We start from the raw sequence: 14,325 nt of genomic DNA, 5'->3' as shown, positions 1-14,325 counted from the left end.
GGCTTTCCAATCGTCTGGAAAGCCCTGAGCACTTTATTCTTTCACCCTCATTAGTCGCAAACTATTTAGGGCAACTATAAGGGTTGCTCCCATATCAGAAAGAATTGCAATCCAGAGCGTTAACCAACCTGGAATAACTAATAATAGGGCAATAAATTTGATAGCAATTGCAAAGGTAATGTTAGCTTTAATGGTATTCAGAGCCTTCCGGCTGAGTTTTACAGTGAATGGAAGTTTTCTTAAGTCGTCTCCCATAAGGGCAACGTCTGCCGTTTCAAGAGCAGTATCCGTCCCAGCTCCACCCATTGCGATTCCAACTGTAGAAGCCGCTAACGCAGGTGCATCATTGACACCATCACCAACCATGGCTACGTTTCCGTACTCGGCCCTTAATTGTTTTATATACTCTAATTTGTCTTGAGGCATTAGATCAGCTCGGATATCAGATACCCCGACATGACTACCTATTGCATTTGCAGTTCCTTTGTTATCACCTGTAAGCATAATTGTCTTTTTGATACCGAGTTGATGTAATTTTTCAATAATTTCCTTGCTTGATTCACGGACTTCATCAGCTACCGCAATAACTCCAAGTACTTCCTTTTCGGTTCCAATGACCATGGCTGTTTTTCCTTGATTTTGAAGTGCAGTGACATTTTGTTCTAAATCTTGTTCGAAATCAACAGTTAATAATTCGTTAAAGAGTTTCGGGCTACCGATGTAATAAGTTATCCCGTTTACATTACCTTTGATACCCTTACCTGTAATAGAAGTGAAATCCTCTACCAGAACATCAGAATATGAAATGTTTTCTTCCTCTGCTTTTTTCATAATAGCTGAAGCAAGGGGATGCTGGGAACGATACTCTAAAGCAGTGATGATCGCCAATAATTCTTTTTCATTCATTTGATTACTCAATACAGCATAATCAGTTACAACTGGAATACCTTTTGTTAATGTCCCTGTTTTATCAAATGCTATTGCCTTTAAGGCACCCATTTCTTCTAAATAGACTCCACCTTTGATAAGGACGCCTTTTTTCGCTGCATTCCCGATCGCTGAAACAATAGAAATCGGAGTCGATATGACCAACGCACATGGACAACCAACAACAAGAACGGCTAATCCTTGATAGACCCATGTTTCCCAACTACCACCTAAGAGTAGAGGAGGGAGTAAGGCAACTAATGCTGCAATGATCATAATGATCGGTGTGTAATATTTCGCGAATTTATCAACAAATGCTTGTGAAGGAGCTCTTTCTCCCTGTGCTTCCTCAACAAGATGTATAATTTTGGAAATAGTTGTATCTTCTACGAGTTTCGTTATTTTTACTTCAAGTAATCCTTCTTCATTCAAAGTACCTGCAAATACTTCATCGTCAACTGTTTTCTCAACGGGGACTGATTCACCTGTGATAGCTGCTTGGTTGACGGCAGAGTAACCTTTTATGACTAGACCATCCATCGCAATCTTTTGACCAGGTTTTACAATCATGATATCCCCAACAGCAATATCATCGACATGAATCATCATTTCTTGCCCATTTCGCCTAACAAGAGCTTCTTTAGGAGCGATATCCATTAATGAACGAATAGATTGTCTTGCTCTATCCATGGAGAATCGCTCAAGTGCTTCACTAATTGCAAAGAGAATAACAACAATGGCAACTTCTGCCCATTCTCCAATAATGGCACCACCTATAACAGCCACTGTCATAAGGGTTTTCATGTCAAAATCAAATCGTAGTAAGTTTTGTAAACCGACTTTAAAAAGTGATAACCCTCCGATAAACATGGATACTAAAAACAATAAGGTAGTAACAATGTTTTCTTCTCCATTGACAAACGAGGAAAGGTAACCGAAGACAATTAGTAAAGAAGCAAAAAGTAGCGTACTATGTTTTTTGTAAAACGGTAACTTTTCTTCGTTTTTACCTTCTTTTACTTCTTGTGAAGCATTGCGAGCAGATTTTTCAGGGGTCACTTTAAGGCTTTCGAAAGCACCAGCTTTTTCTAGTTCCTCTATTGTTGCATCTCCGTAAACGGATATCTTAGATGCACCAAAATTTACTTTTGCATCTTGAACCCCCGGAATTTGCTTAACGTTTTTCTCAAATTTACCCGCACAGTTCGCGCATGAAAATCCCTCGACGCGATATACATTTTTGTCCTCTATAACCACTTTTGGAGTTTGCCGTTTAGGTTTTTCAGGAGCCACTTTAAGATTCTCAAATGCACCAGCTTTTTCTAGTTCTTCAATCGTTGCATCACCATAAACCGATATCTTAGATGCACCAAAATTTACTTTTGCCTCCTGAACTCCCGGGAGTTTTTTAACATTTTTTTCAAACTTCCCTGCACAATTTGCACAGGTAAACCCCTGAACACGGTAAACATTTTTTTCGGTTTCTAATTCTTTTGCTTCAGTCAATTTTAATAACCTCCTTTTGGTGTGCAATTGCTATCTTTATTAGATACTTAATTGTTCATGATCTAAGAATTTATTTGTTCCAACCCTCTTTTGAATGTGCTAGCGCAATATTCACTAATTGATGGACATGTTCGTCAACCAACGAATAGAAGACAAGCTTGCCTTTTTTCTCGGAAGCTGTTATTCCCATATCGCGCAAGTAGCGCAAATGGTGGGAGGCGTTTGCAGTAGATGTATTTAAGACATTAGCAACATCACATACACACATTTCCTCTTCCAGGGTTAGTGCATAAGCCACTTTCAATCGATTTGCATCCGCAAGAGCTTTAAAGAGTAGTTCTACCCCGCTGATTTCGTCAATTCTCTCGCTAACACGATTGACAACAGCTTCGTCATAACAATATGTTTCACAAGTTTCAGCTGTAGCAGATCCAGTAGTCTCTTTGATTTTTTCCAAGATCCCTTCACCTCATTCAAATATTCATTTGATTATCTATAGCATATTCAACCGTTGAAATTTTGTCAATTATAATGTTCAAATGGCTGTTTTAATGATTGGCTTTTCTGATACAATTATTTTGGATTCTAGGTGATCTTATCGCTATTGGGAGGAAGGGAAGTAATGAAGAGGATTATTAGTGCGACACTGATTTTATTATTTGCATTTTCAAGCAGTGCCTATGCACATACAGGTTTAACTAGTTCGTCACCTGCCGAAGGTGACGAGATAGCTGAAAACGTTTATGAAATTGTATTGGAATTTAATACGAAAATTGAATCGACGAGCACTGTGAAAGTCTTTAATGAGAACAACGAGGAATTTGTCGGAAATACGATGGTGAATGAAAATGTCATGACAAGTGGTTTCAATGAACCTCTAGATAATGGTACATATACAGTCGAATGGAAGATTATTGGTGCAGATGGCCATCCGATTCAGGGAACTTATTCATTCATGGTCAATCAAGAAGAATTAGATGATCCCGCACCATCTGAAGAAACACCTGAATTATCCGCGGAAGAAGTAGAAGAAGAGCCAGTAGAGCAGCCAGTTGAAGTTACATCCAAAATTGCATCAAATGACGTACTTGTTGTAATCCTCGTAATATTATTTACTATAGCTGGTGGTTTTTTTGGCTGGGTTATTGGAAGAAGGCAAACTAAATGATTTGGATTTATCTTTCTGAAAGTTTATTGTATCTCTGTTTTTCTTTATTGATGGGAGCTTTTCTCATTCAATTCATTCCGGAACGGTTGAAACCTGAAATATATATCCCTAAGCGCTTACTACAGCTGGCGATATTAGGTGTTGTGTTCTTTTCAGCTGTACCAGTCATTCGGATTATCCTATTTCTTTATGAAGACATCGGTCTAATTATGACGATGCAAAACGTCCTAGGGGGTTTTGAAGTAGGGAAGGCTTGGAATCTAACGGTCATACTTGCAGTTTTCTTTTACCTTTTTGTTTCATTGTTCCCGGTATTGAAAAGCAAAGTGCTTTCCGGTATTTCTATCGCTTTCACTCTTGTCCTGCTCTTAGCATTGGGCTGGGCTAGTCACGCAGCTTCGCTAACCGAATGGAGTGGGTTCGTTTTCCATTCATTGCACTTTTCAGCCGTAACATTGTGGGTTGGAATTCTGCTAATTGTAGGTTGGTGTTCAAAAAACCAAGAGAATTGGCTTTCTTACTTAAAGTGGTTCACCCCTTTGGCAATCGTTTGTTTTCTTACAATTGCAGGAACTGGCTATTTCCTTATGACATTGGTGATAGATGGGAATGAGTATGGGGACGCCTGGATGGTACCATATGGACAAGCCTTATTAGTAAAGCATCTAACGATTATCCCGGTTTTGTTTTTTGCTTTTATAAATGGATTTTGGATCAGACGCAAATTGAAACGACAAGAGCAAATCAACCCAATAGCTTGGTTGAAGTTCGAAAGCATTCTTCTTTTCTTTACGTTTGTTTCGACCGGCGTTCTGGGTCAGCAGGAACCTCCGCATAGTATTGAGATTACACTCGCAGGCAATGGACCCTCGGCTATCTTCAATTATTTCTATTCGGGAGTCATTGATCCATCTATGAGTTTGCAATTCGGGTTGAATACAATTAATATATTGTTTTTCGTTGTTGCGATCATTTTCATGTGGCTTATCATGTATAGTTTTAGGAAAAAGACATCGGCAGTCGTTCCTTTTTTCATGGGAATGTTCTCTGTCATTTCTATATACTTCGGGTTAATGGCAAGCATTCAATAATACATAACAGAGAAGAGGTATTTGATGAAAAAGAATAAGAGTTCAAATATGAAATTTGCAGTTATTATGACTCTTTTGGTAGTAGTATTATTGGCAGCGATCGTTGTTTTAAGCAACAAACAGGAAACATCGAAAACTGAAATACAACATATTGATATTACAGGCCAGCCCTCGTTCGGAGAGGAAGATGCTCCTGTGACAGTAGTTGAATTCGGTGATTTTAAATGCCCGTCATGTAAAGCTTGGGGTGAAAGGGTTTATCCGGCGTTAGTAAAAGATTATATCGAAACAGGTAAAGTGAAATTTTCTTTTATCAACGTATTATTCCACGGTGAAGAATCGACTTTAGCCTCGATTGCCGCCGAATCAGTTTTCGAGCGGAATCCGGGAGTGTATTGGGATTTCCATCAGGCGTTATTTGATGCCCAGCCTGTTGAAAATCATGATGCCTCATGGGTAACACCTGAAAGAATTCTTGAAATCGCAAGTGGGTTTCCTGAGATTGATCAAACCCTTTTAAAAGAAGACATGGAACAGCAAGCGACGATGGAAAACGTTAAAATCGATGAAGAATTAGTGCGAGAAGCTGGTGTTTCGATGACCCCGACCATTGTCATAAACGGGAAAGTGATGGAGAATCCTTTTGATTATGAAGCCATTAAGGCAACAATAGAACAAGAAATAAAGGATGCAAACTGATGGAGAGTACAGGAATTAAATCCAAGCAGCAAGGATTTCTATTATATATTGCGTGGGTTGTCTCATTAGTTGCTATGTTCGGAAGCCTGTACTTCAGTGAAATTAAAGGATATATTCCATGTGAGTTATGTTGGTATCAGCGTATTCTTATGTACCCGCTAACTTTGATATTGGGGATTGGAACATTCCAGAATGACATTTCAGTTAAAAAGTTCGTGCTTCCGTTATCACTAATCGGGGGAAGCATATCGCTTATGCATTATTTGGAGCAGAAGGTACCTGGCTTTGGAGGGATCAAGCCTTGTGTGAGTGGTGTGCCTTGTAGCGCTCAATATATTAATTGGTTTGGATTTGTTACGATACCGTTTTTGGCGTTAGTGGCATTTGTAATTATTGCCAGCTGTATGATATTCATTAAATCAAAGAAGTCCATTAAGTAAAGAGTGTTAGAGAAGCCAAAGAAATCAACTCAGCATAGTTGTCATTCTTTTGGCTTCTTTGTGTTTTAAACATACTTTTAAGGGGGAGAGGACTATGCGGTACGAGACCATTGTTATCGGGGCAGGTCAAGCTGGACTGGCGATGGGATATTATTTAAAACAAAGTGGTGGAAGCTTCTTACTAATAGATAAAGGTCAACAGGTAGGGCAAGTGTGGAAAGACAGATATGACTCCTTAAAATTGTTTACACCTAGAATGTATAGTTCATTACCTGGTCTTCTCCTAGAAGGAGAACAACATGGGTTTCCTACAAAAGATGAAATTGCAAATTACTTAAAGCGCTATGCAGAAAAGTTTGCTTTACCAGTAGCACTGAATAGCGAGGTTCTGTCCGTAACAAAACATGGAGAGAGTTTTTGTGTTGAAACAACAATAGGCATGTTCTATACGTCAAATATTGTCGTTGCCACAGGGCCATTTCAAACGAAACGAATTCCCGCATTTTCGGGTTCTCTTAGTGAAAATATATTACAGATACATTCATCTGAATATAGGAACCCTAATCAGCTTAAGAAAGGAAAAGTGCTTGTTGTCGGGGGAGGTAATAGTGGTGCTCAAATAGCGGTTGAGTTGTCGGAGGAGAGAGAAACTTATTTAGCCATAAGTAAAAAGCCAAATTACTTCCCATTAACGGTTGGAGAAAAGAGTGTGTTTTGGTGGTTTGATAAATTGGGAATACTAAAAGTGAGAAACACATCAATCATCGGGGAATTAATGCAAAAAAAGGGTGACCCAATCTTTGGAAGTGAATTAAAAAATGCCATTAAAAACTTTGGAGTTACGTTACTGGGAAAAGTCGTAAATTGTAAGGACGATCAAATTATATTTGAGGATGCAACTATACTTGAGGTGAATAATATTATTTGGGCAACTGGATTCAAACAAGAGTATGAATGGTTAAAAGTAGATGGTGTTTTTGAGAAGCGGAAAAAGATTATTCACAACAGGGGGATTAGCCCGGTAAAAGGTCTTTTCTTTTTGGGTTTACCGTGGCAATCACGAAGGGGATCTTCTTTGCTTCAGGGAGTAGGTTACGATGCCAAGTACATCATTGAACATATGAAACGATAACTACATAAAGGGGATACACTGCATGGGGAATCATCAACATAATCACTTTGCGGAACAACGGGAAGGTAACAGACGTGGTCTCATCATTGCCTTGTCCATTACAACGCTCATAATGCTTTTGGAGTTTTTCGGTGGGCTTTTTACAAATAGTTTAGCCCTACTGTCAGATAGTGGTCATATGCTCTCTGATGCAAGTTCGATGGCTTTAAGTCTTGTGGCTATTTGGTTTGCAAGTAGGCCACCTTCGCCGAATAAGACATATGGGTATTATCGATTTGAAATTCTAGCAGCTTTATTCAATGGTGTGACATTATTTGTAGTTGCAGGATTTATTGTAAAAGAAGCTATTCAACGTTTTAACGATCCACCGACTGTGGCAAGTGGAACTATGATGATCATCGCATTCATCGGGTTAGTTGCTAATGTTCTTAGTGCAGTGACTCTTTTAAAGAAAGCAGATGTAAAAGGGAATATTAATTTAAAGAGTGCGTATATACACATAATAGGTGATGCTTTGGGTTCAGTTGGTGCAATATTGGCAGGTCTATTGATGCTTCTGTTTGACTGGTATATTGCAGATCCGATCATCTCTGTAATAGTCGCTTTATTGATATTGAAAAGTGCATGGGGAGTCCTTAAACAGAGTATTCATATCCTAATGGAAGGCTCACCTTTAATGATTAATAAGGAAGAGGTTTTAGCTGATTTAGAAGGTATTGAAGGTGTAATAAATGTACATGACCTTCATATTTGGACGATTACTTCGGGGCTGGATTCACTGAGTTGTCATATTCTCATTGAAGAAGAAACAAATGAACAAGAAGTTCTTCAACAGTCAATTAATCTGATACGTGATATTTATAAAGTTGAACATACTACAATTCAAATTGAAAAATCGAATCTACAGCATCAAGAACTGAGTATATAATCATAATAAAGTAAAACTAAGTTGAATTTATGGGGACAAGTAATAAGCATAATTTTAAGTCCACGGCCATATAAACATATAGACAAAAATAATTAAAGGATGGTTAATTGACTCATGTATGGCTTATCGGCTTTTTATCAACTTTTGTTGGAATTGGCGCAGGAGGAATTCTTGCAAGTTTAATAAATGGTTTTAAAAGAAGCGTTGGTACTATCTATGCTATCTGTACTGGGCTTATCTTAGGGTTAATAAGTTTCGAAATTGTGCCGGAAGCCATACAACTAGGGAATTGGACAATTTTTTTTTTAGGTTTCTTAGCTGGAGTTATCTTATTTGAGTTAATTCATATAGGGATTCGTAGGAACCCTAATTTAATTCAATCACGTAAACGTCATAATATAAGAATGGGGCTATTTTTAGCTCTAATCATTTCAATTCACAATTTTCCTGTAGGAGTAGTTCTCGGAACTAGTGAACATTCCAAATTTAGTTTAGCTTTATTACAGGCATTAATATTACATAATATCCCTGAAGGCATGATACTTTTTACTCCAATCTTTATTGCCGGCATTAGAATTTATCTGTTGTTTCTTCTTTCTGTTTTCATTGCAGCACCTGTTGCATTAGGCGCTTTGATCGGTGAAATGATCGGTATGCAAAATAATCTTTTATGGTCATTCTTAATTAGTTTGACAATCGGAACTATTTATATGGTTACGATTAAAGAAATCTTGCCGGAATCAATCCGGCAATCGTCCAATATGTATAGTTTTTTCATTTCACTAATTGCTTTTAGCCTGATGGGTGTATACCTAATTTATCTATAAAGGGTTCTATAGTTAAGAGAAAGTAACAAATGCAGAGGCTAGACAAGAAATGACAGTAAAACCTTCTATACGATAAGAAAAGCCGAGGAGTTGTCGGTTATTATTTTTTTACATCCAAATCGTTCAGTCACGCAAAAGTAATTAAATAAGCTCACACATAAGTTCAATAAATGTCTGCTTACTTCATTGGACAGAGCTAAAGCTAGAGGTGGATCAACGAGCGGATTATGTGCTGCTCCACGGAGAATTAGTGCACGCCGAGCTTTAGTCTCAAGATTAAACCACTTTTCAACGAATCGAGAGATAACAGGAATGATAATCATTCATGCAGGAAATCCTAACTTTCGTTGCCCAGAATCTCAAAAAGCTCGCCACCTGGACATGGAAACCGCCAGTTATGGCGTGACAGGAACTAATATAGCAAGATAATACGACCGTATTTTCAAAAAGTACCTTCATAATTAACAAAAGGGTTGGGAATCAAATCGATTTCCAACCCTTTTGTCTACGGTCTGAGACCGCTCACTTTATCGTAAGCTGTTATTTAATTTAAATCGATTATTATTGTTCATGTTTCCAACTTGTAGATTGTCCTGTAGAAGGGCAACTAGGAAATTTTTGTCCTGCTGTTAATTCAACATGATGGCCATTTTCGTCAATATAGTGACCTGTTTCCATAACTGTTTCACCAGTTTTATGAGAGTGTTGATGTTCTGTCATTAGTTTTCTCCTCCTATTAATCTGATAATGAAATTTCAACAAAATGAAATATCATCAATAGTTAAATTACCCTAGGATCAGGCCATTTAAACAATTATTAATGATGCCATGAGGTAGGATAGCCTTTTGGTGGATAAGGATTAATTCTGTAACTATCACGAATTCATTTTTGTCCATTTGGTCGGTGAATTACAACTTCAGTGCCATAAAACAGCAACAGCCATTGTGTAAAGTGGCAGTTTTTTTGTAAAAGTTTTTTCTTAAGTAATCTTTTTCGTTATGGAGTCCTTATTCTACTTAATTCAACAAATATTATCTCTTTTCCCTTACCAAATAAGATACATAAATGATATATAACTGTAATAAAAAGCGTGATATACCGTGATATAATGAGCTCGCTGTCGAAAAATACACCTCTATGGAAATCGCAAAGTGACAAATAGAAACTATAATTGAAGAGACATCATAGGTAGATGCTTTGATCCAGATAGGTGTAATTATTGTTTAAGATTGTTTTATGTCTGTAACTATAATACATAGATTAATAGATTTGGAAGGGGAACGAATGTTGAGAAAGTCGAAATGGATGCTAATGTCAATAGCTACGGTTACCTTATTTTCATTTTCAGGAACTGCTACTCTTGCTAATATGAATGAACTAAAATCAGAACAGAAGAAGTTGGAACAGAAAAAAGATAGTTTAGATTCTCAAATGAATAAGAAGAAAGTTGAAATATCACAAAATAAATCTGATATTGATAAATTGATGGGGAAGATTCAAGAACTAGGGAGACAGATTGCTGATACAAACGGCAAAATCGATGGTGTTAATGCAGAAATCACTCAAACAACAAAAGAAATCGAGGAATTGAAGGTTTCCATTGCCGAGCTAGAGAAGAAGATTGCAGAGCGTGATGAAATATTGCGAGAGCGAATCCGTGCTTTACAAGCTAGCGGCGGTTCTGTTAAATATCTCGATGTACTATTAGGTGCTAATAGTTTTACAGATTTCATTGACCGTTTTTCTACAGTTAATACATTGATGGATGCAGATCGCAAAATCATGGAAGAACAAGCTGCTGACAAAAAAGCTCTTGAAGAACAAAAGAATATGGTTGAGGACAAGTTAGCTCAACAAGAAGCGAATAAAAAGAAATTAGTTGACTTAAAAGCAAATCTTGATTCTCAAAAAGTTCAACAGAATAAATTGATTGACCAGCTCGAGGCTGAACAAGAGAAATTGCAAAAAGAACACGCATCATTGGAAGAAGAATTCCATGAAGCGGTTGAGTTGAGTAAAGAAGTTGAAGCTGAAATTGTTTCGGAACAGAAACGTCTCGCAGAAATTGCACGTAAAGAGGAAGAAGAGCGGAAGAGGAGAGCAGCAGAAGCTGTTAAGAAAAAATCTACCCGTTCTAATACTAATACCTCAGGTTCGTCATCCGCACCTGCAATTTCAAGTGGTTATTGGACAAAACCTTCCACTGGACTCTTTACATCTCCGTACGGGAATAGGTTCCATCCGATCCATAAAGAGTGGAGAATGCATAAAGGTGTTGATCTTGCCAATGTTGTTGGAACACCTATTTACGCTGCAGGTGCTGGAGTTGTCTCCCATGCAGGTTGGCTTGGGGGATTTGGAAATGCCATCATCATCACTCACTCTGTTGATGGACAAATCCTCACAACTGTTTACGCTCATCTATCCAGTGTAGGTGTTTCCCAAGGACAAAGTGTTGAAAAGGGACAAAAAATCGGAGGAATGGGATCAACTGGGGATTCCACTGGTTCTCACCTTCACTTTCAGCTCCACGACGGGTATTATGCATCCTCGAATACAATCAATCCTTTACGTTATGTACCGTTTTGATTAATAATGGGCTCTGCATCTGTCTTGGATGCAGAGCTTTTTTATTTTTCCCGAATAAAGGGTGCTTTTCAGACAAGGTAATTGTCCCTTTTTGTATACTACTAATGTAAACCGAAAATGTAGATTGATAAGTGGCTAATGGGTTTAGAGTTTAACAACAAATTTGCGAAGGGTAGCCGATTTTGATACGCTAGAAACATATTCCTTATATATTTTAGTCACTGTTTTCTTGGTGAAAGCCGTTACACTTTTTGCTTTTGCGGAAAGAGAATCGGCATAAATTTATTAGCCTTCATACCTTCTACTAATAAGAGGAAATTTAGGCAAACGGTTTCGTAAAAAATGTGCTGTTAGGCAGAATTACCACATATTAATTACGCAATTTGCGTGATATATATTAAAAGTCGATTGAGTCCTTTAGGATGCAATCGACTTTTTTGTTTTACTAACTATTCGGATGAAAGGGGATGGTCAGTCGGCTGGCTGGATTATGAAATGTAAACTAGGGTTAATTCAAAACGCATCTTATTTAGCTGAATGCTAAGTGGATGCTTTTTTTGTTTTTAAAAAACTATAAAAGAAGGAAGGTGGATTAGCATGTCAATCAATCTTGAGAACATTACAGCAGTTCAAAATGAAAACCAAGAGGGAGTACTCGGGCATCTCATGTGGTTCAGTGTAGGGAAACAATTGATTAAAACGGCTGACCTAAAAGAACGCCTGATTCAGTCAGGTTTGGAGGAAGAGTGGATGCCAAACGCCATTCGATCAGCTGACGCATTTAGACGCGCAACAAAAGAGATTGAAACAAGAAAAGCTACATCACAGACGGGAGTATTTGAAAATTATCTGATCCGGGAGGTATTTTCGGACAAGGATTGTGTGCAACGGAATATTGTTGTTGAATCCGTGAATCAGGCGGGAAAGAGGCTTGATTACAACAGCAAAGCCGGTGTGATTACTTTAGACAAGAAGAATGAGTCAATCACATTCATATCGGAGAATGAGACAGCTAAAGAGCTATGCCTCGAAGCAGAGCAGAAATTCAATATCTATAAGGATAATTATTCAGCCCAGCAATTGAGGGTTATGGTCAATAAAATTCTGCAGTCTCTTGCGCCTACACCTGTTCGTCCAAATGGAGGAATATACTTCGTTCCAGATTCGCATACCGAAGGATTGGCGAAGTTGGTTAAATTCACATCATCCCTCGAAAATAGCGAAGGGTTTAAGATTCCAGTCGTCAATACATTCGACAATCGGAATATGGTCAATGCGAAATTGAATGAGCACTTGGAATCCATTTTAAACGACTGTAAAACAAGCGGTAGTCTGAGAAAAGGCCAAGTGAAAGAAATAATTGAAAATGCGGACTCTGTGATCACGAACTATAAAAATTATAAAGGAATCGTTCAAGACGAGTCAGTGCAGCTTGAACAAAAAATCATGAAGATCCGTTCCGAAATTACTCGGATGGTAACGGATTTATCCTGAAAAGGGGGAGAATTAAAATGCCTGAATTCTTTCAGACGATGATGGGTAGGAAATTTTATGAAAGGGATGTAGTCGATATAATTGAACAATTGAAGAAAATAGTGAATGAAATGGAGCGTGCGAACGAACTTAAAGAACGAGATCTACGAATAAGAGAACAGGAGTTACAATTTTTCTTGACCGAAAAAAGATGATAAATGCTGAGGTTAAAAACGAGGAGGCAAGAATTGGACTTTCAATTCAGCTTCCTTTTTTTCTTTTAAATACGAAGGGATGGATTGATAATGAACAACTTTTCAAAGCTAGAGGAAATCAAAAATGCGTTGAATGCAAAATTCTTCGAAAGGGAAGATGAAGTAGAGGCTATCTTAATCGCCATATTGTCAAGGCAGCACATGTTGATGATTGGTCCGGCGGGTACTGCAAAATCGGCTCTATCGGTGGAGCTGGCGAAAATTGTGCAAGGCACTGAATACTTCCAGTGGCTGCTGACAAGATTCAGTACACCTGAAGAGGTATTTGGTCCTTTATCGCTTAAGGACCTTGAACAGGGCGTGTACAAGCGTAATACAACATCCAAAATGCCCGAGGCAAATCTCGTTTTCCTGGATGAGATCTTCAAAGCGAACAGTGCTATCCTGAACAGTCTTTTGACTCTGATTAATGAAAGACTCTTCTATAATAACGGATCGCCCGTCAAGGTTCCGTTGATGTCCGTCATTGGTGCCTCGAATGAGTATCCAGAAGAGGGGGAGGGACTTGAAGCCTTGTTCGACAGATTCCTGCTCCGGTTTGAAATTGACTATATTGCGGATGAATCGAATTTTATTTCCATGATGAAAGGAGATGGACAACATCAGCAAATGCCGTCCATGACGATGGAAGAATTGGTGCAACTACAGTTCTTCACGGACATGGTAGCCATTCCTGATGAAGTTTACGAGACCCTGTCCAAAATCCGCATGGAATTAAGGGATGAAGGGATTCGTCCCTCGGATAGGCGTTTCAAGCAATCGTTGAGTGTCCTACAAGCGAAGGCATTGATCAATCAACGGCAATTTGTAAAGGTTGATGATATTGTCATTCTTGAAAATGCCCTTTGGGAAACGGTAGATCAGAAAGATACAGCATCCCTGATTGTCCGAAGTCATGCTCAAGACGTCGTGACTAGGGCAATTGAAACCATTCAAAACGAAGCGCAAGAAGTGTTCAATTCCATGTTGAAAGACAATTCAACTGATGCTGGAATGGAAGCCACTCAGAAACTGAAAGCTTTGGTAGCTGATTTGAATAAACTCTCAAAACATAATCAGAGCCGGGAAACTGACATTGAGCCCATGCTGAATCAATTAAAATCCATGCAACAGGAAATATTGGACAGCATTTTGGAACCAATAGACTTTTAAGCCACTTATTAATAGAAGAGATAATATGCCGTATAAAAAAATGAAGGAAGTAAATTAGATGTCGAGGGTATTCCTTCGGCATCTTTTAAATATCAGAAGGGTAGTGTTTAATGTGAC

General features: G+C 38.3%; 14 protein-coding genes. 11 read left to right on the top strand and 3 right to left on the bottom strand.

The window, feature by feature from the left end; genetic code table 11:
• Positions 1-33: 33 nt before the first annotated feature.
• On the bottom strand, positions 34-2,433 hold the full coding sequence (locus M3152_RS10705) for a heavy metal translocating P-type ATPase (protein WP_251695104.1): 2,400 nt from the start codon (positions 2,431-2,433) through the stop codon (positions 34-36).
• Positions 2,434-2,503: 70 nt separating this feature from the next.
• Positions 2,504-2,890: an ArsR/SmtB family transcription factor gene (locus M3152_RS10700; RefSeq protein WP_251695103.1), complete on the bottom strand. Its 387-nt coding sequence runs from the start codon at positions 2,888-2,890 to the stop codon at positions 2,504-2,506.
• 165 nt (positions 2,891-3,055) lie between these two features.
• Between M3152_RS10700 and M3152_RS10695 the strand changes: the two genes are divergently transcribed.
• The 7 genes from M3152_RS10695 (at position 3,056) to M3152_RS10665 (ending at position 8,718) form a co-directional block, all read left to right on the top strand.
• Positions 3,056-3,601 (top strand): copper resistance CopC family protein, encoded by a 546-nt coding sequence (locus M3152_RS10695; RefSeq protein ID WP_251695102.1) that lies wholly within the window; start codon positions 3,056-3,058, stop codon positions 3,599-3,601.
• Positions 3,598-4,692, top strand: coding sequence for a copper resistance D family protein (locus M3152_RS10690; RefSeq protein WP_251695101.1), 1,095 nt, complete (start codon positions 3,598-3,600; stop codon positions 4,690-4,692). The genes M3152_RS10695 and M3152_RS10690 overlap by 4 nt, the downstream gene beginning before the upstream one ends.
• A gap of 24 nt (positions 4,693-4,716) precedes the next feature.
• A complete protein-coding gene (locus M3152_RS10685) occupies positions 4,717-5,391 on the top strand; it encodes a DsbA family protein (RefSeq protein ID WP_251695100.1) in 675 nt (224 codons plus the stop codon).
• Positions 5,391-5,831 carry a disulfide oxidoreductase gene (locus tag M3152_RS10680; RefSeq protein WP_251695099.1) on the top strand — a complete coding sequence of 147 codons (441 nt, stop codon included), beginning with the start codon at positions 5,391-5,393 and terminating at the stop codon, positions 5,829-5,831. Before M3152_RS10685 ends, M3152_RS10680 begins: the two co-directional genes overlap by 1 nt.
• A 94-nt stretch (positions 5,832-5,925) precedes the next feature.
• A complete protein-coding gene (locus M3152_RS10675; protein WP_251695098.1) occupies positions 5,926-6,963 on the top strand; it encodes a flavin-containing monooxygenase in 1,038 nt (345 codons plus the stop codon).
• Positions 6,964-6,985: 22 nt separating this feature from the next.
• A complete protein-coding gene (locus tag M3152_RS10670; protein WP_251695097.1) occupies positions 6,986-7,891 on the top strand; it encodes a cation diffusion facilitator family transporter in 906 nt (301 codons plus the stop codon).
• 107 nt (positions 7,892-7,998) lie between these two features.
• Positions 7,999-8,718 carry a ZIP family metal transporter gene (locus M3152_RS10665; protein WP_251695096.1) on the top strand — a complete coding sequence of 240 codons (720 nt, stop codon included), beginning with the start codon at positions 7,999-8,001 and terminating at the stop codon, positions 8,716-8,718.
• A 561-nt stretch (positions 8,719-9,279) separates the two neighbouring features.
• On the opposite strand, the gene M3152_RS10660 is transcribed toward M3152_RS10665, so the two are convergent.
• Positions 9,280-9,438 carry a hypothetical protein gene (locus M3152_RS10660; RefSeq protein ID WP_251695095.1) on the bottom strand — a complete coding sequence of 53 codons (159 nt, stop codon included), beginning with the start codon at positions 9,436-9,438 and terminating at the stop codon, positions 9,280-9,282.
• Between the two features lie 565 nt (positions 9,439-10,003).
• Between M3152_RS10660 and M3152_RS10655 the strand changes: the two genes are divergently transcribed.
• From M3152_RS10655 to M3152_RS10640, 4 genes are all read left to right on the top strand, one after another.
• A complete protein-coding gene (locus tag M3152_RS10655) occupies positions 10,004-11,308 on the top strand; it encodes a murein hydrolase activator EnvC family protein (RefSeq protein WP_251695094.1) in 1,305 nt (434 codons plus the stop codon).
• Positions 11,309-11,905: 597 nt separating this feature from the next.
• Positions 11,906-12,802 carry a DUF6744 family protein gene (locus tag M3152_RS10650; RefSeq protein WP_251695093.1) on the top strand — a complete coding sequence of 299 codons (897 nt, stop codon included), beginning with the start codon at positions 11,906-11,908 and terminating at the stop codon, positions 12,800-12,802.
• 17 nt (positions 12,803-12,819) lie between these two features.
• Positions 12,820-12,996 carry a hypothetical protein gene (locus M3152_RS10645; protein WP_251695092.1) on the top strand — a complete coding sequence of 59 codons (177 nt, stop codon included), beginning with the start codon at positions 12,820-12,822 and terminating at the stop codon, positions 12,994-12,996.
• 90 nt (positions 12,997-13,086) lie between these two features.
• Positions 13,087-14,208, top strand: a complete 1,122-nt coding sequence (locus M3152_RS10640; protein ID WP_251695091.1) for an AAA family ATPase — start codon at positions 13,087-13,089, stop codon at positions 14,206-14,208.
• The last annotated feature ends 117 nt before the right edge of the window (positions 14,209-14,325 follow it).

The sequence above is a fragment of the Sporosarcina luteola genome (assembly GCF_023715245.1).
GTDB lineage: Bacteria > Bacillota > Bacilli > Bacillales_A > Planococcaceae > Sporosarcina > Sporosarcina luteola_C.
Note: the sequence above shows the minus strand (reverse complement) of the source record. Positions and strands in the feature narration are given on the sequence as shown.